Here is a 23,023-nt window from a genome sequence, read left to right on the forward strand (position 1 = left end):
CGCGCCATGTTTGCCATCGCCCGCTTTGAAGCGCGACAGCGGCTCAAGCTGCTGTCCACCTGGGTGTATTTCGCCATGTTCCTGGCGCTGGCCATGCTGTGGATGGCCGCCGCGGGCGGGGTCTTCAAGGAAGCGAGCATCAGTTTCGGCGGCAAGTTCCTGATCAACGCGCCCCGCTCGCTGGCATTCACGTGCAGCGTGCTGGGCTGCTTCGGCGCCGTGGTGGTGGCCGCCATGATGGGACGCTCGGTGCAGCAGGACTTCGAATACGGCATGCAGCATTTCTTTTTCAGTGCGCCGATCCGGAAATACCAGTATGTTTTCGGCCGCTTCCTGGGCGCCTATCTGGTGCTGGCCGTGGTGTTCTCCAGCATCATGATCGGTGCCTGGCTGGGCGCCTGGCTGCCCGGCATCGATCCAGAACGGCTGGGGCCGCAACGCGCGCTGGCCTACCTGATGCCGTATGTATTTACCCTGCTGCCGAACCTGTTCATCTTCGGCGCCATCTTCTTTGTCATCGCCGCGCTGACGCGGCGCATGCTGCCTGTGTACATCAGCTCGGTGGTGATGCTGATCGGCTACCTGGTGGCACCGTCGCTGGCGCGCGACCTCGACTACAAGACCCTGGCCGCCCTGATCGACCCGTTCGGCACCACGGCGCTGATACGCCTGACGGAATACTGGCCGAACGCGGAACGCAACACGCGCCTGGTGACGCTGGAAGGCGTGTATCTGCTGAACCGCGCCATCTGGTCCGGCTTTGCCCTGGTGGCCTTGCTGCTGGGCTACTGGCGCTTCCATTTCCACGCCGCGCCGGACGTGGGCGCCAGCAAGCGCCGCAGCGACGGCGACGCGCCGCTGCGCCTGTCGAACACGTCGCTGGCCACGCAGGAGACGCCGGACTTCGCGCAGCGCAACCTGGTCGCGCTGCTCCTCCAGATGAGCTGGCTGAACCTGCGCGAAACCATCAAGAACATTTATTTTGTCGTCATCGTGCTGGCCGGCGTGCTGACCATGTATGCGGGCGCGCTGGACATGGGTTCCCTGTACGGCACGAATACCTATCCCGTGACGGAAAAGGTGCTGGAGATGGTCAGCGCCTCGTTCGCCCTGTTCATGCTGATCATCACCACCTTCTATGCGGGCGAGCTGGTGTGGCGCGAACGCGAAACGGGCATGCACCTGATGCTCGACGCCCTGCCCGTGCCGAACTGGCTGCCCCTGCTGTCGAAACTGTTTGCGCTGATCGGCCTGCAAGCCTTGCTGAGCTTTATCATCATGCTGTGCGGCATGTCGATTCAGATCTTCAAGGGCTATTACCGCCTCGATCCGGGCCTGTACCTGGAGTCGCTGTTCCTGTCGCACCTGCCGTACTACGCGCTGATCGCCGTGCTGGCCATCTTCGTGCAGGTGCTGCTCAACCATAAATACCTGGCGTATTTCGCCATGATTGTGTACCACATCGCCAGCATCAGTTTTTCATCGCTGGGCCTGGGCGATCCGCTGCTGCTGTACGCCAGCACGCCGGACTTCGTGTATTCGGCCATGAATGGCGGCGGCCACCATGTCTTGCGCGAGCGCTGGTACCTGCTGTACTGGAGCGGCGCGGCCGTCATGCTGACCGTGCTGTCCCTGCTGTTCTGGCCGCGCGGCGCGCAAGACAGCTGGCGCATCCGCCTGCGCCTGGCGCGCCATGGCCTGACGCAAGGCGTGCTGGCCAGCTTCGGCATCGGCCTGCTGGTGTTCCTCAGCGCCGGCGGCGTGCTGTTCTACACCTTCCACGTGGCCAACGATTACAAGTCCGACTACGCGCGCGACGCGGACCGCGCCAGCTTCGAGCGCCAGTACCGCAAATTCGCCGCCACGCCGCAGCCGCGCGTGACGGACGTGAAACTCGACGTGGCCATCTACCCGGCGCAGCGCAGCCTGGCCGTAAAAGGCCGCTACGAGCTGCAAAACAAGACCAACTTGCCCATCAGCCACATTTTCGTGCAGCAAGACCCGACCGCCACCATGCGCTTGCGTTTTGACGCGCGCGTGCATCCCGGCCTCGAGGACGGCAGACTGGGCTTTTATACCTACCGCCTGGCCACGCCGCTGGCGCCGGGCGCCACCCTGGGGCTCGATTTCGACATTGCCTACTCACCGCGCGGCATCTTTGGCCTGGGCCAGGACACGCCCGTGGTCGGCAACGGCACCTTCTTCACGAATGCCGTGCTACCGCACATCGGCTACCAGCCGCAGCTGGAGCTGACGGACACCCGCGACCGCAAGAAACACGGCCTGCCGCCGCGCGCACGGGCCCTGCCCCGCGACGATGCACAGGGACTGGCCGACAATTACATCAGCAACGACGCCGACCGCATCCGTTTTGACGCCACCGTCAGCACCGTCGACGGCCAGACGGCCATCGCGCCGGGCATGCTGGACAACGACTGGATCGCGAACGGCCGGCATTATTTCCACTACACGATGGACCAGCCGATCCTGAACTTCTATTCCTTCCAGTCGGCCCGCTACGCCGTCAAGCATGAGCGCTGGCAGGATGTTTCGATCGACGTGTATTACCATCCGGGCCACGAGTTCAACCTCGAGCGTTTCGTGCGCGGCAGCAAGGAAGCCCTCGAGTACTACACGAAAAACTTCGGGCCCTACCAGCACAAGATCCTGCGCATCGTCGAATTCCCCCGCTATGCCACCTTTGCGCAGGCGTTTCCGAACACCATCCCGTATTCGGAAGGGCTGGGTTTCATCGCCAGGGTCGAGGACAAGAATCCGAAAGATCTCGATTATCCGTTCTACGTCACGGCGCACGAAGTGGCGCACCAGTGGTGGGCGCATCAATTAGTCGGTGGCAACACGCGGGGCGCCACCGTGCTCAGTGAAACCCTGGCCGAATATTCGGCCCTGATGGTGATGAAAAAAACCGTGGGGCCGGCCAAGATGCGCCGCTTCCTGCGCTATGACCTGAACCAGTACCTGATGGGGCGCAGCGAGGAACGCCGGCAGGAATGGCCGCTGGCCGACAATGAAAACCAGGCCTACATCCATTACAACAAGGGCAGCCTGGCCATGTACTTGCTGCAGGACATCATCGGTGAAGACAAGGTCAACGGCGTGCTGCGCGACCTGCTCAAGACCCATGGCCAGAAAGGCCCGCCCTATGCCAGCGTGACGGCCCTGATCAACGGCCTGCGCCAGGTCACGCCGCCCGAACAGGCGTACCTGATCGATGACCTGTTCGAGAAAATCGTGCTGTTCGACAACCGCGCCCTGTCCGCCACGGCGACGAAGCGCGGCGATGGCAAGTATGCCGTCACCATCAAGGTGCAGGCGGGCAAGCTGACGGCGGGCGCCCAGGGCGAAGAGCGGGACGCCCCCCTGCACGACCTGATCGAGATCGGCGTCGACGACGCGAACGGCCATCCGCTGCTGCGCGAACGGCTGCGCATGACGGCGCGTGTAGCCAGCTATACGGTGCTCGTCAGTGGCCGGCCGGCGAAGGCGGGCATCGATCCCGACAACAAGCTCATCGACCGCAAGCCGGACGACAATATGGTCGGCGTCGAGATCGACGAGCCGTAACAAAAAATGGCCGCCCTTCAACCGGGCGGCCATTTTTACTTTATTGCATCAGTACCTCAGGCAGCGGCACGCGTCACCAGGCTCAGGCTGATGCCCATCTCCGTCAGGTGCTGCATGTCGGCCAGGCTCAAGTCCAGTGGCGCATCGAGCGTATCGTCGCCATTCAACTCCAGCTGCAGTTCGGCCACGATGCGCGGCATGCTGAACGTCACGCCGCGCGAACGGCATTCGGACAGGTAGCTGCGCACGCGCGAAGGCAGGACGTGCGACTTCGACGCCTGCGCGATCAGCACCTCGAAGCCGGAATCGAGATACACGCGGCCCGCTCCCTTCGGCTCGCCCTTGCGCCATTCGCGCTCGGGATCGGTGGGCAAGACTTCGAGGATGGATTTGAGCGTGGGGTCGTCCCCATGCACCGACAGCTTCGCCATGTTCATATTGCACAACTTTCTAGTCAGGACGCCGCCAGGAAGGCGGCGCGATCATCAGACCGACAAGTCTACGCATGGAAGGCAAATATGTCCATACGGCAATATTTGGTATTCGGCTCTAATTTGTGCTGTATCAATAAGGGGCGGAACCTGCTGGTTCCGCCCGCAACCATCACGCCACTGCCACGCCACGCGCCGTCAACGCCGCCCGCACGCCCGCGCCGTAAGCCGGGTCGGCCTTGTCGAAATGCCCCAGCTGGCGCTGCAGCGTGTCCGGCCGCACCTGGCTCAGCGGTCCAGCCAGGTTGTCGAACAGGTTCTGCTTGCCTTCAGCCGTCAGCAAGCGGAACAGGTTGCCGGCCTGGGTAAAGTCGTCTTCCGTGCCGCGGCCATCGTAGCGCGCCGCGCCGCCTTCCAGCGCCAGCGCCCCTTCGCCATGCCCCAGTCCTTGCGGCTGCGTGCCGGCCGCCACCACGTTGGCATAGTTGCGCGCCGCGCCGCCATTGTTGATGGCCATCGCGCCATCGCGCTGCTGGTTATGGAAGGGGCAGCGGGCCGCATTCACGGGCAGATGCTGGTGGTTCGTGCCGACGCGGTACAGCTGGGCGTCGTGATAGGCGAAGAGGCGGCCCTGCAGCATCTTGTCCGGAGAGTATCCCATGCCCGGCACGGCGTTCCCCGGCGAAAAGGCCGCCTGCTCGACTTCCGCATGGTAATTGTCCGGGTTGCGGTTCAGCTCGAAAATACCCACCGGCAGCAGCGGGAAGTCCGCATGCGGCCACACCTTCGTCAGGTCGAACGGATTCCAGCCCGTGCGCTGTTCCCAGGCATCCAGCTGCTCCTGCGTCGCCACCTGCAGCCTGACGTCCCACTGGGGGAACTCGCCCCGTTCGATGGCGCCGAACAGGTCGCGCTGGGCATAGTCGGGATCGGCGCCAGCCAGGCGGCCCGCTTCGGCGGCGGACAGATTCCGGATGCCCTGGCGCGTCTTGAAGTGCCATTTCACGTACACGCGCTGGCCGTCCGCATTGATCAGGCTATACGTGTGGCTGCCGAAGCCATCCATGTGGCGGTAGCCGTCCGGCGTGCCCCGGTCCGAGAACAGCATGGTGACCTGGTGCAGGCTTTCCGGCGCGTGGCTCCAGAAGTCGAACATCATCTCGGCCGATTTCAGATTGCTCTGCGGATCGCGCTTTTGCGTGTGGATGAAATCGGGGAACTTGATCGGGTCCTTGATGAAGAACATGGGCGTATTGTTGCCGACCAGGTCCCAGTTGCCCTCTTCCGTATAAAAGCGCAGGGCGAAACCGCGCGGATCGCGTTCCGTGTCGGCACTGCCGCGTTCGCCACCGACGGTGGAGAAGCGGGCGAAGGTCGCCGTCTGCTTGCCCACCTCATTGAACAGCTTGGCCTTGGTATAGCGCGAGATATCATGCGTGACAGTAAAGGTGCCGTAGGCGCCCGAACCCTTGGCGTGGACCACGCGCTCGGGGATGCGCTCGCGGTTGAAATGCTGGAGTTTTTCGATCAGGTGGAAGTCTTGCAGCAGCAACGGGCCACGGGGGCCGGCGCTGATGGAATTCTGGTTGTCGGCGACGGGAATGCCCGACGCGGTGCTGAATGGCGGCTGTTGACTCATGGCTGCTTTTCCTTCGTTGTTGACTGATGCAAACAGTGTAACGAGCACAACAACAAAGGAAAAGATAATTGATTTTATCGAACCGATAGCTATTTACAATGTGCAACCATGGGCATCGCACACGCCGCCCAGTTGCGCCTGCAACTTCGCCGGCTGGCCCAGGAATTGCCCGATATCGATGACGGACAAGGCACCGTTGCCGTCGTCGAGCACGAAGGTGGGAAAGCCCTGCCCGCCCACCTGCGCCAGCAAGGCGCGGCTGGCGACGATGTGCCGCTGCGTGGCGGCGCCCGCCTGGCGCGCATATTCCGCCTGGAACGCCGCGCCATCCATGCCCAGCTCTTGCGCCAGCGCCACCAGCACGGGCAGGTCGGCGATGCGCAAGCCGTCCACGTAATGTGCGCGCTGCACGCGCTGCAGCATGTCCAGGCCCTTGCCGGCCAAGACTTCCGCCGCCAGGATGGCCGTGATCGGTGGCTCGGAATCCAGCATGGCCGTGGTGTCGTTCAGCAAGCCGTTGATATAGGCGTCGCCGAAAGGCTGGCCCGACAATTGCTCGATGCGCCGGTCATGCGGCAGCACATAGCCGCGCCAGGCGGGCGTGATCTGACGGCGATTGCTGCCCGTCATCATGCCGCCGCCGTGGAAGGCCACCTGCAGCCCAGGCACGGCCCGGGCCGCCTCGACCAGCGGCGCGGCGCCGTAGCACCAGCCGCACAGGGGATCGAAAAGGTAATGCAGTGTGGGCATGCCGGCCTTGCCGCTTACCATGTCATTTCACCCTTTGCCACCTTGGCGCTCGTTTCTAACGCGCCATCGAGGCCGAGTTGCGGGTAGTGCTGTTTCATGGCGGCGATCAGCGCGGCCGAGTTGGCGGCCTTGGCCGTTTCCGCTTCGAACGTCACCAGGTAGTCGCGCGTAAAGCCGATGCTGTCGGGCGTCAGGGGCGAACCGACCTGGAAGTGGCCAGGCACGACGGTGACGGGCTTCAGCGCGGCAATACCATCAAGCGTCTTGCGCCAGTCCTGGCGCGATTGCAACGTTTGCGTATCGGCCGTCCACACGTGCAGGTTGCCAAACAACACCACGCCGCCGACGACGGCCTTGATCGACGGAATCCACACATAGGTGCGCGCTGGCGTCGGGCCGGCGATATCGAGCGACTGGCCTTCCAGGCTGATGCGCTTGCCCTTCAATGCTTCGGGAATGACGATGGCATGCGGCGCATTGTCCTTCAAGATCGGGCCCCAGTAGGCCACCTTGGCGTCAGCCTTGCGGCGGATTTCCGCGACGGTTTCCGCCGTGGCGACGATTTTTGCCTGCGGGAACGCAGCCTTGATCACGTCGAGGCCAAAGTAAAAATCAGGGTCGCTGTGGCTGATGTACACCGTCGTCAGTTTCTTGCCGCTGGCGCGGATCTTCTCCACCAGCTTTTGCGCTTCGGCGCGCGAAAACTGCGCATCGATCAGCACGGCGTCATGCTTGCCGGCCACCAGCACGGAAGCGACGGGGAAGATGGCCGCTTCGCCGGGATTGAATACTTCCAGGGTCAGGGGGGCGCTGGCGGCGGCCGAGGCGGCGCCGGCGGCAAACACGGTGGCAACAAGAATACTGGTCATGGATTGGGAGAACATGATGCGCCTTCACAAGAAGTTGGGATGAGTGCATCTTACGTTGCTTAATCCGGTAGAAAAACGGGGTATTTCGTAATAGTTTATTGCTTAATTCGATCCAATCGTCGCTGCCAGCGACAATTGCCCAGCCACCGCGTGCAGCCACTGCCCCGCCAGTGCGCCATCCCACACGAGCAGCACCTGCTCGCTGCATGCGACGGCGTCGGCCAGTTCGATCGACAATACATCGTGCTCGCGCACGGCGAAATCGGGCAGGTAGGCCAGCGCCCGGCCGGACTGCACATAGCCCAGCAGCAATTGCACGTCGTCGCTCCAGTAACGGATGATCCGCCCGGAAGCGCCGCGCCAGCCATCGGCATGGCGGCCCCGTTCCTCGCCGCACAGCAGCGAGTGCGTGGGACTGGCAAACGCATGCGGCAAGACCTCGTGCAGGCGGCACGGCAAGGAGGCGGACGCCGCCGGCACGCCGCGCGCCAGCGCATGCGAACGCCCGGCCGCCAGCCGCATGTGCATGCTGCCCAGCGCCGTGTATTGCCAGGAGGCAGGCAAGTCCGCGCCGCGCTGGGCGATGGCTTCCTGCGTCACCAGCGCCGCGTGGCAATCGCCGCGCGCCAGGGCTGCCAAGGCCGCACCCTCGAAAACGCTCTGCAGGCGCAGGCTGGCGTGCGGATAGGCATCCAGCGCCGAGGCCAGCGCTGCCGCATGGCGCCACAGCAGCAGGGCCGGGCCGGCGATGCGGGCATCGATGGCGCCCCGCTCGCCCATCACGTCCAGGCGCGCCTGCTCGGCCAGCGCCAGCAAGGTGTGCGCCCGCGCCAGCAGCAGGTGGCCGCTGTCGTTGAGCAGCAATTGCTTGCCGGCCCGGTCGAACAGGGGCGCGCCCACGTCCCCCTCCAGGCGGCGCAAGGCTTTCGACACGGCCGATGGCGTCACATGCAGTTCCAGCGCCGCCGCGCCCAGGGTCGGCTGGCGCGCGGCGCTGCAAAACACGCGCAGGTCGGCAAGGCTCATGCTCATCATGGTTTCCAAACAGGATACAAAAAGTGAAAAATGGTTGCTGTACCGTTCATGATAGCGCCTCTATCATCGCGCCATTCCAACTCATCGATCAATCCCATGCTGCGCACCCTCTTCCTGTCCCTGTTGCTGACGGCCTCTGGCCTCGCCCACGCCACGCCCCTGACCTGGGGCGTGCACGGCATGGTGCTGTTTGGCGGCAAGCAAGGGCTGTATGCCTCGCACCTGCCGATGTTCCATGCCCCCCACGATTACCAGGTGCTGCTGCAGGTGCGCCTGGCCGACCCCGCCCTCGACGCCCGGCTGCGCGCGCAACTCGCTGGCCGCACCGCACTGTGGACCTTGGAACCGGAGCGCTTCGAACTGGCGCGCCTGCTGCCGGACGCGCCGCAGCCGCTGCGCCAGTTCCATGCCAGCGTGGTGCGCGGGCATTTCGAAAAGGATGGACAGGCCGAGCCCGGCTACGGCGCTGCCGCCATCGTCGTCGAGCGCGTCCTGCTGATGCGCCAGCTGTCCGCGGCGCCCGCCGCCAGCACCAGCGCGCGCTACCTGCAGGTGGGCGACGGCACACAGCGCTTCCTCGTCAAGCGCATCGACAGCCGGCCCGACTTCGAGCATATCGTTGCCTGGACCAGCCCCGCGCAGGCGCCGCATGGCGACGTCGTCGTGGCGAAGGCGGGCGTGCGGGAGACGCCGGCCGCCACGGTGCGGCAAGCGTTGCGCGCGCAGGTGGCGGACAAGGCCGCCTTGCGCGGCACGGTGTATTTTTCCACCGAGGATGTGCGCTAAAGCAACATCACCGGCGGCGGCGTAGCACCGTCACCAAACATGACACAGCGTCATGAGGGTGTCACATTGAATTGTTATCTTGCCAGCTCTTTCAAACCTAGCCGGATGAACCACATGACACGCAGAAAAATTTCCGTCGCTGGCTGCAGCGTCGCTATCACCCTGATGCTGGCTGCCTGCGGCAGCGACAGCAAAAAAGACGACGTGGTGGTGGAAGCCCCACCAAAAAACGTCATCTTCTTCCTCGGCGATGGCATGGGCCTGACCACCATGACGGCCGCGCGCATCTATTCGGTAGGCGAAGAAGGCGCGCTGACCATGGACACCCTGCCGGAAACGGCCTTCGTCAAGACCTTCTCGAACGATGCGCAAGTGACCGACAGCGCACCGTCGATGGCCGCCTACATGACGGGCGTCAAGATGAACAATGAAGTCATCTCGATGTCGGCCAACACGGTCGCCATCGATCCGGGCACGGATGCGAATAACAACAAGCTGGTCAACAAGTGCGGCAGCGGCAACGGCACGCCTGCCACCACCCTGCTGGAACTGGCCAAGGCCAAGGGCTTCGCCGCCGGCGTCGTCAGCACGGCGCGCGTGACGCACGCCACGCCGGCCGCCACCTACGCGCACATCTGCCACCGCGATCTGGAAAACGATATCGCCGCGGCGCTGGTGCCGGGCGGCACGGGCTACAACAGCGCGCTGGGCGCCAGCGGCCTGGAAGTGGTCCTGGGTGGCGGCGCGCAATTCTTCAAACAATTCAAGGATGGCGGCAAGCGTTCCGACGGCCGCGACCTGATCGCAGAATTGAAAGCCAAGAGCTACACCATCGCCAATACGGGCGCCGATTTCAAGGCCGTCGACGCGGCCAAGACGGACCGTCTGTTCGGCGTGTTTACGTCGAGCCACATGAGCTACGACCTGGACCGCGATGCAAGCAAGGAGCCTAGCCTGGCGGAAATGACCACCAAGGCCATGGACGTGCTGGCTAAAAACAAGAAGGGTTATTTCCTGATGGTCGAAGGCGGCCGCATCGACCATGCGCTGCATGAAACCACGGCCAAGAAGGCCCTGCAGGACACCGTCGCGTTCGACAACGCCATCAAGGCCGCCATCGACAAAGCCAAGCTCACCGATCCGACCCTGGCCAACACCCTGATCGTCGTCACGGCCGACCACGACCACACCCTGGTGCTGAACGGCTATGCCAAGCGCACGGGCAAGACAGCCGCCGGCAACGCGGGCGTGCTGGGCGTGGTGAAAAACTACGTCACCGGCGCGGTTGAAAAAGACCTGGACGGCGCACCGTATTCGATCATCGGCTTCGGCAATGGCGAAAACCGCACGCAAGCTAGCCGCGCCGCCATGGCCAGCCTCGATGACACCGTCACCAGCGCCAACACCTACCACCAGGAAGCCGTGATCCGCACCTCGGCCGGCAATGAAACCCACGGCGGCACCGACGTCTTCCTGGGCGCCATCGGCAAAGGCTCGGAAACCTTCCTGGGCACCATCGACAACACCAAAGTATTCGGCCTGGTCAAGACCGCCGGCGGTCTGTAATCACCAAGACATCAGAACTGGACAAGCACATGAAACTTGCATTGAAACTCTCCTTGTTGACCACGCTCGTGGCCGCCAGCGTTGCCAACGGCGCCTACGCCGCCGACGCCAAGAACGTCATCTTCTTCCTCGGCGACGGCATGGGCCCGTCCGTCGTGACGGCGGCGCGCATCTACCAGTACAAGGAAGACGGCAGCCTGACGATGGACACGCTGGAGCGCACGGCGCGCATCAAGACGTTCTCGAACGATGCGCAAACGACGGACAGCGCGCCATCGATGGCCGCCTACATGACCGGCGTCAAGATGAACAATGAAGTCATCTCGATGGCGCAGGACACGATCGCCAAAGAGCCCGGCCGCGATGCCAACGGCAACCTGGGCGTGGACAATTGCCCGGCCGGCGGCAAGAGCGTGCCGACCATCCTGGAACTGGCGAAAGCCAAGGGCAAGGCCGTGGGCGCCATCACCACCACGGAACTGACGCATGCCACGCCGGCAACGACCTTCTCGCACATTTGCAACCGCAATGCGCAGTACGCGATCGCCGCGCAAACGGTACCAGGCGGTACGGGCTACAACGCCGCCCTGGGCGACGGCGTCGACGTGCTGATGGGTGGCGGCCGTAACCATTTCACGCCATGGTCGGCCAGCAACAAATATGGCCGCGCCGATGGCCGCAACCTGTTGACGGAATTTGCCGCCAAGGGCTACACCGTGGCCGCGACGAAAGCGGAAATGGCGGCAGCGCCAAGCGGCAAGAAGTTCATCGGCCTGTACAGCACCCGCAGCCACCTGGAATACGAGCTGGACCGCACCGCCACGCCGCCGCTGGGCGAAGGCGCGACCCAGCCCAGCCTGTCGGACATGACACTGAAGGCGATGGACTTGCTGTCGAAAAACAGCAATGGCTACTTCCTGATGGTCGAAGGCGGCCGCATCGATCACGCCCTGCACGGCATCAACGCCAAGCGCGCGCTGACGGACACCATCGCCTTCGACGACGCCATCAAGGCGGCCATCGCCAAGATCAGGGAAACGGATCCAAAGCTGGAGAACACCCTGATCGTCGTCACGGCCGACCATGACCACACGCTGGCGTTCAACGGCTACGGCAAGCGCGGCAACCCTATCCTCGACATCAACCGCGGCTACAAGGATAACCAGCCAAGCAAGGATGCCGATGGCAATACCTACACCACGCTGGTCTTCGGCAACGGCCCGAACCGCCCTGATTTGCGCAGCAACGTCGACAGCGCCACGGCCCTGAAGGACAACTACCTGCAAGAAACAGGCGTGCGCCTGGCCAGCGAAACCCACGGCGGCGGCGACGTCAAGCTGCTGGCCACGGGCGCCGGCGCAAAATCTTTCAAGGGCACCCTGGACAACACCAAGGTGTTCGACTTGCTGAAGGCGGCCTTCGGCTTCTGACCGGCAACGGCAGCGTAACCCCTGCGGGGCGGATGGCGTGTGCCCTCCGCCCCCTTTGCACAATAAAGGCCACACCATGAAATCGACCCTGATCGCCGTTCTCCTTGCCGCCGGCTTCGCTGGCACAGCCCAGGCCGCACCTGCGGCCCCCGCCGACCTGGACCTGGGCATCACCTACTACAGCCGCGTGCTGACGCCCGAGGGCGTGACGCGCGAAAGCCGCTACGCAGAAAAAATGCTGCGCCGCCCCGGCCACGTGTGGGTCGAGCGCGTGCTGGCGCCGGCAACGGACGCGCATGCGGGCCACAAGCATGGCGACAACACCAAGGTCGTGCTGAAAGCCACGCAGCATGAACACAAGCACTTCAATCCCGTGCTGATCCCCCGTCACGTGGTACTGGAAAAGAACACGGTGCGCGTGGAATACATCGACGCGCATGACAAGATCGTCGTCTCCATCCCCAAGGCCGAATACGAAAACGTCAATTTCGACGGTTCCTGGGAAAACAGTTTTTATCTGCTGGACCCGAAACTGGTGGCCGCCATGCCCCTGTCGAAACAGGCATCGAACGTGCCGGGCGCGCGCTGGCGCGAAGTGGAAAAGAATGGCGTGTTCCAGCGCATCCTGTGGGATGAGCAAAAGCAGATTCCCCTGGTCATCGAAAGCGGGGACCGCGCGAACACCTTCTACCGCCGGGTCGACGTCAAGCTGGAGCCCACCGTCAGCAAGGCGCAGCCGTGGGCGAATGTGCAGAATTACGCGCAGCGCGAATACTCCGACTACCTGGACTAAATGCTTGACCACCGCCATGCCCGCTCGCTAGTATCTGAAGAGTACCTTCCACAGGGAGCGCGGCATGGATGAACAGTTCGAAAATGGTTTGCGCATGCGCAAGCAAGTGATGGGCGACGCCTTTGTCGAGCGCGCCTTTGCCCAGGTCGACGCCTTCACGGCGCCGCTGCAGGACTTCGTCACCCGCAACGCCTGGGGCACGACCTGGTGCCGCGACGGCCTGGACCTGAAAACGCGCAGCCTGGCGACGCTTGCCATGCTGACGGCCCTGGGCCGCGCCCAGGAACTGCGCGGCCACGTGCGCGGCGCCGTCAACAATGGCGCCTCCATGCAGGAAATCCAGGAAGTGCTGCTGCACGCCGCCGTGTATTGCGGCATGCCGCTGGCCATCGACGCCTTCCGCTCGGCGCATGAAGTCCTGAAAGAAATGGGCCTGGTGGAAGCGGCCCCGCCGCCAGCCTGATCCCCCGCTCATCCCGGCGCCGAGCGCCGTCTTGCGGCGCGCCGCCGCGCGTGCCGCCGCTTGGCCATCCTTAACATCATGTTATGCACAGCCCACAAATCGGCACGCGACATGCTATGAATTCCTGCCTACTATCGCTGTCAGCCGTCACACAATGACGCGCCTTTCCACCCCGCCGTCACCACGCGGCCACCGGTAAGCCCCGGCGCCAGCGCCAACCTGGCGTGCCGTGCGCACGCACGCAAACAGTCCAGACACGCCTTACAACAATAACCAATATCTCGGGAGTACCCATGCCTGTTTCATCTGTATTGCCACGCCGCGCGCTGCATGCCGGCCTCTTCGCCGCGATCCTGCTGGCGCTGCCGTCGGCCCGCGCCGAGGTTGAACTCGACGGCCGCCAGGCCAGCCCGGAAAGCATCGCCCGCATCGCCCGTGGCGAAACGCTGCGCATCGCCCCCGCCGCCCTGGCCAGGGTGCGCCAGTCGCACGAGGTCTTGCTGGCGGCCGCCCGCGCCGGCCAGAAAATCTACGGCCTGACGGTGGGCGTGGGCCTCAACAAGGACCGCGACATGGTCGACGCGCACGGCCAGCTGAGCGCCGACATCATCGCCGCCTCGCGCCGCTTCAACGTGGGCCTGCTGCATGCGCATGGCGGCGGCGTAGGGGCCGACGCGCCCGTGGCCGATGTGCGCGCGGCCATGGCCACGCGCCTGAACGCCATGCTGGCCGGCGGCAGCGGCGTGCAGGAGCACATCGTCGACACCTACGCGCGCTTCCTGAACCAGGGCGTGACGCCCGTCATGCCGTCCGCCGGCTCGCTGGGCGAAGCGGATATCACCCTGCTCAGCCATGTGGGCCTGGCCATGCTGGGCGAAGGCGAGGTCATCTATCAGGAACGGCGCCAGCCGGCCGCCGCCGTCCTGAAAGCAACGCGCATCGCCGCCATCATGCCGTTCGGCAAGGACGCCCTGTCCATCCTCAGCTCCAACGCCTATGCGGCCGGCATGGCGGCACTGGCCCTCGACGACCTGGCGCGCCTGAACCGCGCCACGCAGCTGGTATTCGCGCTCAGCCTGCAAGCCTTCAATGGCAATGTCTCGCCCTTCCTGGAAGACACGCTGGCGCTGCGGCCATTCCCGCAAACCCAGCACACGGGCGCCGAACTGCGGCGCCTGCTCGACGGCGCCAGCCTGTGGCAGCACGATGCGGCGCGGCCGCTGCACGACCCGCTCAGCTACCGCAGCGGCGTGTATCTGCTGGGAGAACTGGACCGCAGTTACCGGCAAACCCTGGCGCAGCTGAACGTGCAGCTCAATTCCTCGGACGACAATCCCGGCGTGGCGCTGGACGTGACGGCCAGGTCGGCGCGCTGGCAGGAGCGGCAGGGTTATGTGGCAGGCCAGGGCGCGGTGCTGCCGACGGCCAACTTCGAGCCCCTGCCGTGGGTCCTGGCCTTCGAGGAAACGGGGCTGGCGCTGGCGCACAACGCGCTGGCCTCGGCCCAGCGCATCATCAAGCTCAACGATCCGCACCTGACCGGCCTGCCCCGCTTCCTCGGCACGCCCAACAGCGTGCATGCGTTCGGCGCCATGGAAAAGCCGGCCGTCGCGCTGGCGATGGACAGCAAGATGCTGGCCCAGCCCGTCTCGCTCGACTACTTGCCCGTGGCCGGCAATATCGAGGACGTGGCGACAAATGCGCCGGCCGTGGTGCAGCGCGTGCGGCGCCAGATCGAGAATGCCTACCTGCTGCTGGGCATTGAACTGATCCATGCCGCCCAGGCGGCCGAATTGCGCCGCGCCCAGGACCCGTCGTTCACCCTGTCGCCGCCGACGCGCCAGCTGTTCGACGCCTTGCGCCAGCGCGTCGCCTTCCTCGACCAGGACCGGCCATTGACGGGCGACTTCCGCACCGCCGCCGGCGTGCTGCGAGGCCTGCCATGAAGCGCCGCCTTGCCGCCGCCGCGCTGCTGGCCGCCAACGCGGGCTGCGCCTGGGCACAAACGCCGGCGGCCAGCATCAACGTCTACGGCTTCATCGATGCCAGCGTGCGCTACCAGCATGGCGCGGAGGGCGCCGCGGTGTCGGTGGTCGATGGCAGCGAATATGGCTGGGCCGGCAGCCGCTGGGGCATCAGCGGCAGCGAAGACCTCGGCGGCGGCCTGAGCGCCATCATGAACCTGGAGAACGGCTTCGCCATCGACACGGGCGAGGCGCGCCAGGGCGGGCGGCTGTTCGGCCGCACGGCATTCGTCGGCCTGCGCGGCCGCTACGGCGAACTGACCCTGGGACGCCAGTACAACGCCCTGTACTACACGGGCTCCTGGCACAGCGATCCCACCTATGTATCGAGCTGGTCGCCCAGCGTGGTCCACCAGCTCGACTACGCGTGGGACAACGCCATCGCCTACACGGGCCAGCTTGACGACGTGATCGTGCGCGCCACCTACGCGCCCGGCGAAAAGGCCGGCACGACGCGCGGCGCGCGCCAGGCCGTCAGCGTGCTGTACAACGGACAGCCGTTCGGCCTGGCGCTGGCGTATGGCGGCGCCGATGGCCATGGCTTGCGCACCTTCAACGTGGGCGGCTATTACACGGCCGGTGCGTGGACCGTGCAAGCGACGCACTATTTGACGCGCAACGAACCGTACAGCGGCGCGCGCCGCGTCGCCACGCATGGCCTGGGCGCCATCTGCCTGGCCACGCCGGCGCTGGAACTGACGGGCGCCTGGTGGCGCACGGACAGCGACGGCAGCCGGGAAAACAAATACCTGGCCGTGGCCCGCTACAGCCTGTCCAAGCGCAGCAAGCTCTATGTGGAGGGGGACACGGCAACCAGGCAGGGCAAGCGGCGCATCAGCGGCGTGCAGGCAGGTATGCAATTCACGTTCTAGGTCACGGACAAAAAAAAAGCCAGGGAGCGATCCCTGGCTGTCGTCTGGCTGGCGCCGGATTACTCCGCCGCTGCCGCTTTCTTCGCCGGCGCCTTCTTGGCGGCCGGCTTTTTCACGGCCGCGGCCTTTTTCGCCGGCGCCTTTTTGACGGCTGCCGCTTTCTTGACGGCCGTTTTCTTCGCTGGCGCCGCGCCTTCTTCGCCTTCGACCTCGGCGGCTGCTGCCTTGGTCTTCGCGCCCGGCTTGGCCTTGCGCTCTTCAAACTCGAAGCTCACCTTGCCATCCTTGCCGCGCACGAGGAAGGCCTTGAACGGACGGCGGGTACGCTGCGATACGAACCCTGGCAGCAAGTCCGTCTTGCCATCGTTGAGCAGTTTTGCCATTTGTTCCGGCAAGATTTCCTGCTGCAAGATGATGCGGCCGCTGCGGAAATCGCACGTCTTCGGCTTGGCCACGCTGTGTTCGCACACATAGGCCAGGCCCATTTCGTACACGCCGGCGTTGCACTTGGGGCACGGTCCCACGGGCGTCTGGCCCGTGAAATCGACGCCTTCGCCATCTTCGCTCTCGTCGTTCTGGCCGAAATCGAATTCCAGCTTGAAGTTCTTGATCTCTTCATCGCGCACGATGCGCAGGATGGCGGCGAACGGACGGCCCATCTTCGAGCGGAAGCCTTGCAGCGGGCCGATGGTGCGGTCCTTCAGCAATTGTTCCACTTCGGCGATTTCGAACTGGCGCGAACCGGGCGTCTTGCTCATCGAGAATTCGCACTTGGTGCAGGCGAAACGGCGATAGTTTTCCTTCACCACGCCGCCGCAGTTCGGACACGGCGTTTCCAGGGTCGCATAGTCGCCGGGAATCGTGTCGTTATCGTATTCCTTGGCGCGCTTGACGATGATTTGCGTCATCTGCGCGATTTCGCGCATGAATTCTTCGCGCGAAATCTTGCCTTTTTCCATCTGCGACAGCTTGTATTCCCACTCGCCCGTCAGCTCCGGCGCCGTCAATTCATTGACGCCCAGGCCTTTGAGCAAAGTCATCAGCTGCGACGCCTTGGCCGTCGGAATCAGTTCGCGGCCTTCGCGGATCAGGTAGCGTTCCGTCAGCAAGCCCTCGATGGTGGCGGCGCGCGTCGCTGGCGTACCGAGCCCCTTGCCGGCCATCGCATCGCGCAGCTCGTCGTCGTCGATCAGCTTGCCGGCGCCTTCCATGGCCGACAGCAAGGTCGCTTCCGTGAAGCGCGCGGGCGGTTTCGTCACCAGGCCATTCGCGCTGACGCTTTCCGTCTGCACTTTCTCGCCCTTGGCCACTGGCACCAGGTTGCCGTTGCCATTGCTTTCCTTGTCGGCGTCCGTCGACGCTTCCTTGCCGTAGATGGCCAGCCAGCCCGGATTGGTCATGACCTTGCCTTCAGTCTTGAACTGATGGCCGGACACTTCCGTGTAGCGCGTGGTGACCTGGAATTCCGCAGGCGGGAAGAACACGGCCATGAAGCGGCGCGTGACCAGGTCGTACAACTTCTGTTCCGGCTCGGACAGGTTCTTCGGCGCGATCGTCGTCGGGATGATCGCGAAGTGATCCGAGATCTTCGTGTTGTCGAAGATGCGCTTGTTCGGCTTGACCCAGCCCTTGTCGATGATCTGCTTGGCGAACTGGTGGTAGTTGCTGTTTTCCTTGACCGTTTCCAGCGCCTGCAGCACGGTCGGCATGTAGTCTTCCGGCAGGTGGCGCGAATCGGTACGCGGATACGTCAATACCTTGTGCTTTTCATACAGCGCCTGGGCCAGGCCCAGGGTGTTCTTGGCCGAGAAGCCGAAACGCGAGTTCGCTTCGCGCTGCAGGCTGGTCAGGTCGAACAGGCCCGGCGCCATCGAGGTGGTCGGTTTCGATTCTTCCGTGACGATGCCTTGGCGGCCGCGGCAGGCGGTGGCGATCGAGTCGGCGGCGGCCTTGCTCCACAGGCGCTCGGCGCGCTTCTCGGGGTCGTTCTCGTCCTTCTTGAATTTCGTGTCGAGCCAGCGGCCTTCATAGATGCCGGCCGCGCAGACGAATTCGGCGCGCACTTCCCAGAAGTCGCGCGGGACGAATTTCTTGATCTTGTCTTCGCGTTCGACGACGATGGACAGCGTTGGCGTCTGCACGCGGCCCACGGTCGTCAGGTAGAAGCCGCCCTCTTTCGAGTTGAACGCCGTCATGGCGCGCGTGCCATTGATGCCGATCAGCCAGTCGGCTTCCGAACGGCAGCGGGCCGCGTCGGCCAGCGGCAGCATTTCCTCGTCGCTGCGCAGGTGCGCGAAACCGTCGCGGATGGCGCCCGGCGTCATCGACTGCAGCCACAGGCGCTTGACCGGTTGCTTGGCCTTGGCGTTTTGCGCGATCAGGCGGAAAATCAGCTCGCCTTCTCGCCCCGCATCGCATGCGTTGATGAGGGTGGAAACGTCTTTACGTTTGATCAGCTTGTTTAATACTTTGAGGCGCGCTTCCGTCTTCGGGATGGGATTGAGCGCGAAATACGGTGGAATCATCGGCAAGTGCGCGAAACTCCATTTGCCGCGCTTCACGTCGAATTCTTCCGGTACGGCGATCTCCAGCAAGTGGCCCACCGCCGACGACAGGACGTATTCATCCGATTCAAAGTACTCATCGTGCTTGGTAAAGCCGCCAAGCGTCTTCGCGATATCGTTCGCGACAGAAGGCTTCTCGGCGATGATGAGGGTTTTTGTCATATTTTTTAGTCTCGAAAAATGCTCTAGGATAGTTTCAGCATGCGCATCATACAGTGCATTGCCAGGCGCCGACGCTTTTGTCTGCGCAATGGCTTGTGACTTGTGGTCTTGTCAAGCGGCCAATGATAAGCGCCTATTGAAGAATTCAGCAAGTTATCTGCAAGCAAGAATGCGCAGGCGCAAACGCGGTGTCAAGCGTGCCCGGTGGTGCCGTGCATCTTAAAGGGGATGGCGCGGCAGCGGCGCCAGGGTCGGGCAAGCGGCTGCAGCGGCAGCCTATGACGATACTATATTAGTGCAACAGGCGCGGGGGAAGATCGTCGTCGTCGACAAACAGGTCGTCGAACATCAGGGCATCGGGCTCCTTGCCCTGGCTCCACAGCAGCATCAGCACGATGACTTTCAGCTTGCCCAGCGAGACGGGCGCCTCGTCGAGCGCCAGCGCCCGTTCGATGACGATTTCGCGCTGCAGCGGCGAGAGCACCTTGGCGCTTTCGAGGAACTGGATGAAACCGATGGCGGCCGTGCCCAGCACGTCGCTTTCCTGCTGCACATAAAAACGCGTGCCCGTGGAACCGGCCGTGAGGGTTTGCTCGACGCCGGCCATGGCGTTCAAGTCCGTCAGCCAGACGAGCGCTTCGGAAATCTCCACATCGTCGAAACCGACGGCCGACAGTTTGCGCGCCAGGACTGCCGGCTCGGGGCAGGCATCGGGGCGATAGTAAGTCTCGTAGAGGTACACCAGGATATCGAACATGGCTCTACTCTAGCAGCTAAGTTCGCTGGCGCACAAGGGTGCGCACCGACAAAGGCCAAGCGTGCGGCGTGGCCGCCACACACGTGACAAGCTGTCATTTGCAGCGTTGAAACAGTCCTCCCGGCAAGCGTTCCACCCGGCCCGCCAGTTCCAGCGCCAGCAATTCACCCATCAGTTCTCCCATGGCCAGGCCGCTGCGCGCGGCCAGGGTATTGGCATCGTGGGGGTCGTGGCCCAGCGCGGCCAGCAGCGGCGTGTCGGCCGCTTCCTGGACCACCGCGCCTGGAACGCCGCCCAGCCACTGCAGCTCCTGCAGCACGTCATCGGCCGACTCGACGAGCTTGGCGCCCTGCTTGATGAGTGCATGACACCCCTTTGCCAGGGTGGCATGGATGGAACCGGGCAAGGCATACACGTCGCGCCCCTGCTCGCCGGCCAGGCGCGCCGTGATCAATGAGCCCGACTGCGCGGCCGCTTCGATCACCAGCACGCCGCGCGCCAGGCCGCTGATCAGGCGGTTGCGCCTGGGGAAATTACCGGGCATGGCGGGCAGGCCCAGCGCGTATTCGCTGACGATGCAGCCTTGTTCGGCGATTCTTTGCGCCAGATCAAGGTTACGTCGCGGGTACACGAGATCCGCGCCCGTGCCGATCACGGCCACGGTGGCGCCCGCGCCGCGCAAGCCGCCCTCGTGCGCGTGCGTGTCGATGCCCAGCGCCAGCCCGGAAATGATGGTCAGGCCCGCCGCGCTCAGCGCTTGCGCGAAGGCGGCCGCGTTCTGCATGCCTTGCCCGCTGGCATTGCGGCTGCCGATGATGGCCACGCCGGGACGCGACAGCAGCTCCGCCCGCCCCCGCACATATAACAACAGCGGCGGATCGGCGATTTCCAGCAGCAGGGGCGGATATGCGGGGTCGGCCAGGGTCAGCACGGCATTGCCGGGGCGCTGCAGCCACTGCAGGGTGAGCGCCAGCTGGCTGTTGGCCAGCGGCTTGGGCGGCTGGACGATGGCGCGCGCCACGCCGGCCGGCACCACCTCGCGCAAGGCGTCGAACGGCGCGGCAAAGATCCGCGGCGGCAAGCCGAAGCGGGCCAGCAAGGCGCGCGCCGCCACGGGGCCCACGCCGGGCAAATACTGCAGGCGCAGCCAGCCCGCCAGTTCCGTGGCCGTGTCTGCCGATGTTGCAAGTGCATGCATGACAACCCCGCTGCGTGCCGTGTCATCCCATGCTAGCGGCCTGGCACGCACGCGATGCCGACGCGCGCAAGGAAAGCGTGCAATGGCCGATAAAACGGCCCGCCATCCACAGCGCCATGGGGGTCTGTGATAAAATTTCCCTTTGGGGCAGACAAATCGACGCTCTGGCAAACGCATCTGCCGCGCCGTTGCGCCACACGCACCATAGCGTACTCAACTCAATAACTGACCGCCCATACCGCCGTGCCATCGTCCGCATGGCGCAGGCATGAATAATCCGGCGCACCGGCGCCCACCTTAACCAGTCGAATTCGTATGTCCATCTTAAATATCCTGCGCTACCCCGATCCACGCCTGCATACGGTGGCCAAGCCCGTCACCGTCTTTGACGAGCGCCTGCAAACGCTGATCGACGACATGGCGGAAACCATGTATGACGCCCCTGGCGTCGGCTTGGCCGCGTCGCAAGTCGACGAACACATCCAGATGATGGTGATCGACATCACCGAAGAGAAAAACCAGCTGCAAGTCTTCATCAACCCGGAAATCACCTGGGCCAGCGAAGAAAAGCAGGTCTACGACGAAGGCTGTTTGTCCGTGCCTGGCGTCTACGATGGCGTCGAGCGCCCGGCCCGCATCAAGGTGCGCGCCCTGGACCGCCACGGCAAGCAGTTCGAACTGGAAGCGGACGGCTTGCTGGCCGTGTGCATCCAGCATGAGATGGATCACTTGCTGGGCAAGGTATTCGTCGAATACCTGTCGCCGCTCAAGCGCAACCGCATCAAGACCAAGATGATCAAGGAAATCCGCGGCCTCGAACGCGAAGCGAGCTTGCGCGCGCAGAACCGCCGTTTCTGATAACACCTGACCAAACCTACTGCGCGTCGCGACTTGCGGCTTGCGATGCTCACTGCCTCGGCGGCCCCGTGCCCAGCACAGTTCCGCTTCTCAGCCACAATTCGCTTCCGCTCGCTACGGTTTTGTAAGGTGTTAAAGGAGTTTTTGCAGTACTGCTGATAGACTAAGCAACAGTCGTCGTAACACCACGCCAGCCTGGCGCCTCCGGCGCGGGCCTGCGCACCTCACGTCAAGGAATAATATGAAAGTGATCTTCGCAGGCACGCCTGAGTTCGCCGCCACGGCCCTGAAAGACTTGCACGAAGCGGGCTTCGAGATTCCCCTGGTGCTGACCCAGCCCGACCGTCCTGCCGGACGCGGCATGCAATTGCACGCCTCGGCCGTCAAGCAGTATGCGCAGCAGCATGGCATCGAGGTGCTGCAGCCGCTGTCCCTGCGCCTGGACAGCAAGGACCCGCAGCGCGCCGCCGAAGCGAAAGCGGCTCACGAGCGCCTGCTGGCCACCGACTACGACGTGATGGTGGTGGCGGCGTACGGCTTGATCTTGCCGCGCAGCACACTCGACATCAAACCGTGCATCAATATCCACGGCTCCCTGCTGCCGCGCTGGCGCGGCGCGGCGCCCATCCACCGCGCCATCGAGGCCGGCGACGACGAGACGGGCGTGACCATCATGCAGATGGAAGAAGGCCTCGACACGGGTCCCATGCTGGCCATCGAACGCGTCCCCATCGAAGCGGCGGACTCCACCGCCACCCTGCACGACAAATTGGCCAAGCTGGGCGGCAGGATGATCGTCGAGACCCTGCGCAAGATGCAGCAGCAGCCGCTCGAAGCCGTGCCGCAGCCGGAAGCGGGCGTCACCTATGCGGCAAAGATCGCCAAGGAAGAAGCGGCGCTCGATTTCAGCCAGCCGGCCCTGGAACTGGGCCTGAAGATCCGCGCCTTCAATCCGTTTCCCGGCGCCTGCGGCCAGGTCGATGGCACCACCATCAAGATCTGGGCCGCCGAGGTGCTCGAAGCGGACAGCAAGGAAGCGCCGGGCCAGGTGCTGGCGGCCGACGCCCAGCACGGCATCGTCGTGGCGTGCGGCAATGGTTCGCTGCGCCTGACGGAACTGCAAAAACCGGGCGGCAAGCGCCTGCCCGCAGCCGAGTTCATCAAGGGCTTCCCGCTGGAAGGCAAGCGTTTCGTTTGATTCGGCACGCATGCCTGTGCCTATAAAAAAGGGCTTGCCGCGG

18 protein-coding genes are annotated in these 23,023 nt (G+C 64.2%); 10 read left to right on the top strand and 8 right to left on the bottom strand.

The features are described 5' to 3' along the window. Positions 1-6: 6 nt before the first annotated feature. Positions 7-3,585 (top strand): ABC transporter permease/M1 family aminopeptidase, encoded by a 3,579-nt coding sequence (locus BM193_RS25725; RefSeq protein ID WP_092803886.1) that lies wholly within the window; start codon positions 7-9, stop codon positions 3,583-3,585. 56 nt (positions 3,586-3,641) lie between these two features. Here the strand turns inward: BM193_RS25725 and BM193_RS25730 are convergent, their stop codons facing one another. The 5 genes from BM193_RS25730 to BM193_RS25750 all read right to left on the bottom strand — a co-directional run bounded on the left by BM193_RS25730 (position 3,642) and on the right by BM193_RS25750 (position 8,309). Next, the gene (locus BM193_RS25730) at positions 3,642-4,016 is read right to left on the bottom strand and encodes a hypothetical protein (protein WP_139176361.1); all 375 of its coding nucleotides are present in this window, start codon (positions 4,014-4,016) and stop codon (positions 3,642-3,644) included. Between the two features lie 172 nt (positions 4,017-4,188). Then, positions 4,189-5,655: a catalase gene (locus BM193_RS25735; protein WP_092803760.1), complete on the bottom strand. Its 1,467-nt coding sequence runs from the start codon at positions 5,653-5,655 to the stop codon at positions 4,189-4,191. A gap of 93 nt (positions 5,656-5,748) precedes the next feature. Further along, positions 5,749-6,405, bottom strand: a complete 657-nt coding sequence (locus tag BM193_RS25740) for a DsbA family protein (protein WP_092803883.1) — start codon at positions 6,403-6,405, stop codon at positions 5,749-5,751. Between the two features lie 14 nt (positions 6,406-6,419). Then, a complete protein-coding gene (locus BM193_RS25745) occupies positions 6,420-7,289 on the bottom strand; it encodes an MBL fold metallo-hydrolase (protein ID WP_092803756.1) in 870 nt (289 codons plus the stop codon). A gap of 87 nt (positions 7,290-7,376) precedes the next feature. Then, entirely contained in the window at positions 7,377-8,309 is a 933-nt protein-coding gene (locus tag BM193_RS25750) for a LysR family transcriptional regulator (RefSeq protein ID WP_254786423.1), read from the bottom strand. Between the two features lie 96 nt (positions 8,310-8,405). Here BM193_RS25750 and BM193_RS25755 point away from each other — a divergent pair, with 96 nt between their 5' ends. The 7 genes from BM193_RS25755 (at position 8,406) to BM193_RS25785 (ending at position 16,243) form a co-directional block, all read left to right on the top strand. Further along, positions 8,406-9,095 carry a hypothetical protein gene (locus BM193_RS25755; RefSeq protein ID WP_254786424.1) on the top strand — a complete coding sequence of 230 codons (690 nt, stop codon included), beginning with the start codon at positions 8,406-8,408 and terminating at the stop codon, positions 9,093-9,095. 165 nt (positions 9,096-9,260) lie between these two features. Then, complete coding sequence (locus BM193_RS25760) at positions 9,261-10,661, top strand: alkaline phosphatase (RefSeq protein ID WP_254786427.1); 1,401 nt, start codon at positions 9,261-9,263, stop codon at positions 10,659-10,661. Positions 10,662-10,690: 29 nt separating this feature from the next. Further along, positions 10,691-12,091: an alkaline phosphatase gene (locus BM193_RS25765; protein WP_092803753.1), complete on the top strand. Its 1,401-nt coding sequence runs from the start codon at positions 10,691-10,693 to the stop codon at positions 12,089-12,091. A 76-nt stretch (positions 12,092-12,167) separates the two neighbouring features. After that, a complete protein-coding gene (locus tag BM193_RS25770; protein ID WP_092803750.1) occupies positions 12,168-12,884 on the top strand; it encodes a hypothetical protein in 717 nt (238 codons plus the stop codon). Between the two features lie 64 nt (positions 12,885-12,948). Next, positions 12,949-13,347: a 4-carboxymuconolactone decarboxylase gene (gene pcaC, locus BM193_RS25775; RefSeq protein ID WP_092803747.1), complete on the top strand. Its 399-nt coding sequence runs from the start codon at positions 12,949-12,951 to the stop codon at positions 13,345-13,347. A gap of 293 nt (positions 13,348-13,640) precedes the next feature. After that, the gene (gene hutH, locus BM193_RS25780; RefSeq protein ID WP_092803744.1) at positions 13,641-15,293 is read left to right on the top strand and encodes an HAL/PAL/TAL family ammonia-lyase; all 1,653 of its coding nucleotides are present in this window, start codon (positions 13,641-13,643) and stop codon (positions 15,291-15,293) included. Further along, on the top strand, positions 15,290-16,243 hold the full coding sequence (locus BM193_RS25785) for a porin (protein ID WP_092803741.1): 954 nt from the start codon (positions 15,290-15,292) through the stop codon (positions 16,241-16,243). The genes hutH and BM193_RS25785 overlap by 4 nt, the downstream gene beginning before the upstream one ends. Positions 16,244-16,302: 59 nt before the next feature. On the opposite strand, the gene BM193_RS25790 is transcribed toward BM193_RS25785, so the two are convergent. From BM193_RS25790 to dprA, 3 genes are all read right to left on the bottom strand, one after another. Beyond that, a complete protein-coding gene (locus BM193_RS25790) occupies positions 16,303-18,969 on the bottom strand; it encodes a DNA topoisomerase III (protein ID WP_092803738.1) in 2,667 nt (888 codons plus the stop codon). A gap of 292 nt (positions 18,970-19,261) precedes the next feature. Beyond that, positions 19,262-19,726, bottom strand: a complete 465-nt coding sequence (locus BM193_RS25795) for a Smg family protein (protein ID WP_092803735.1) — start codon at positions 19,724-19,726, stop codon at positions 19,262-19,264. Positions 19,727-19,820: 94 nt separating this feature from the next. Then, positions 19,821-20,924 carry a DNA-processing protein DprA gene (gene dprA / locus BM193_RS25800; RefSeq protein ID WP_092803733.1) on the bottom strand — a complete coding sequence of 368 codons (1,104 nt, stop codon included), beginning with the start codon at positions 20,922-20,924 and terminating at the stop codon, positions 19,821-19,823. Positions 20,925-21,239: 315 nt separating this feature from the next. On the opposite strand from dprA, the gene def reads away from it, so the two are divergent. Continuing rightward, positions 21,240-21,782, top strand: coding sequence for a peptide deformylase (def, locus tag BM193_RS25805; protein WP_092803730.1), 543 nt, complete (start codon positions 21,240-21,242; stop codon positions 21,780-21,782). A gap of 241 nt (positions 21,783-22,023) precedes the next feature. Beyond that, positions 22,024-22,980 carry a methionyl-tRNA formyltransferase gene (gene fmt / locus BM193_RS25810; protein WP_092803727.1) on the top strand — a complete coding sequence of 319 codons (957 nt, stop codon included), beginning with the start codon at positions 22,024-22,026 and terminating at the stop codon, positions 22,978-22,980. The last annotated feature ends 43 nt before the right edge of the window (positions 22,981-23,023 follow it).

The sequence above is a fragment of the Janthinobacterium sp. 344 genome (assembly GCF_900112025.1).
Taxonomy (GTDB): domain Bacteria; phylum Pseudomonadota; class Gammaproteobacteria; order Burkholderiales; family Burkholderiaceae_D; genus Janthinobacterium.

What these genes read in the sequence shown, in the direction of transcription:
- BM193_RS25725 (WP_092803886.1), top strand. Translation starts at nt 7, where the DNA reads ATGTTTGCCATCGCCCGCTTTGAAGCGCGACAGCGGCTCAAGCTGCTG.
- BM193_RS25730 (WP_139176361.1), bottom strand. Translation starts at nt 4,016, where the DNA reads ATGGCGAAGCTGTCGGTGCATGGGGACGACCCCACGCTCAAATCCATC.
- BM193_RS25735 (WP_092803760.1), bottom strand. Translation starts at nt 5,655, where the DNA reads ATGAGTCAACAGCCGCCATTCAGCACCGCGTCGGGCATTCCCGTCGCC.
- BM193_RS25740 (WP_092803883.1), bottom strand. Translation starts at nt 6,405, where the DNA reads ATGCCCACACTGCATTACCTTTTCGATCCCCTGTGCGGCTGGTGCTAC.
- BM193_RS25745 (WP_092803756.1), bottom strand. Translation starts at nt 7,289, where the DNA reads ATGTTCTCCCAATCCATGACCAGTATTCTTGTTGCCACCGTGTTTGCC.
- BM193_RS25750 (WP_254786423.1), bottom strand. Translation starts at nt 8,309, where the DNA reads ATGATGAGCATGAGCCTTGCCGACCTGCGCGTGTTTTGCAGCGCCGCG.
- BM193_RS25755 (WP_254786424.1), top strand. Translation starts at nt 8,406, where the DNA reads ATGCTGCGCACCCTCTTCCTGTCCCTGTTGCTGACGGCCTCTGGCCTC.
- BM193_RS25760 (WP_254786427.1), top strand. Translation starts at nt 9,261, where the DNA reads ATGCTGGCTGCCTGCGGCAGCGACAGCAAAAAAGACGACGTGGTGGTG.
- BM193_RS25765 (WP_092803753.1), top strand. Translation starts at nt 10,691, where the DNA reads ATGAAACTTGCATTGAAACTCTCCTTGTTGACCACGCTCGTGGCCGCC.
- BM193_RS25770 (WP_092803750.1), top strand. Translation starts at nt 12,168, where the DNA reads ATGAAATCGACCCTGATCGCCGTTCTCCTTGCCGCCGGCTTCGCTGGC.
- pcaC (WP_092803747.1), top strand. Translation starts at nt 12,949, where the DNA reads ATGGATGAACAGTTCGAAAATGGTTTGCGCATGCGCAAGCAAGTGATG.
- hutH (WP_092803744.1), top strand. Translation starts at nt 13,641, where the DNA reads ATGCCTGTTTCATCTGTATTGCCACGCCGCGCGCTGCATGCCGGCCTC.
- BM193_RS25785 (WP_092803741.1), top strand. Translation starts at nt 15,290, where the DNA reads ATGAAGCGCCGCCTTGCCGCCGCCGCGCTGCTGGCCGCCAACGCGGGC.
- BM193_RS25790 (WP_092803738.1), bottom strand. Translation starts at nt 18,969, where the DNA reads ATGACAAAAACCCTCATCATCGCCGAGAAGCCTTCTGTCGCGAACGAT.
- BM193_RS25795 (WP_092803735.1), bottom strand. Translation starts at nt 19,726, where the DNA reads ATGTTCGATATCCTGGTGTACCTCTACGAGACTTACTATCGCCCCGAT.
- dprA (WP_092803733.1), bottom strand. Translation starts at nt 20,924, where the DNA reads ATGCATGCACTTGCAACATCGGCAGACACGGCCACGGAACTGGCGGGC.
- def (WP_092803730.1), top strand. Translation starts at nt 21,240, where the DNA reads ATGTCCATCTTAAATATCCTGCGCTACCCCGATCCACGCCTGCATACG.
- fmt (WP_092803727.1), top strand. Translation starts at nt 22,024, where the DNA reads ATGAAAGTGATCTTCGCAGGCACGCCTGAGTTCGCCGCCACGGCCCTG.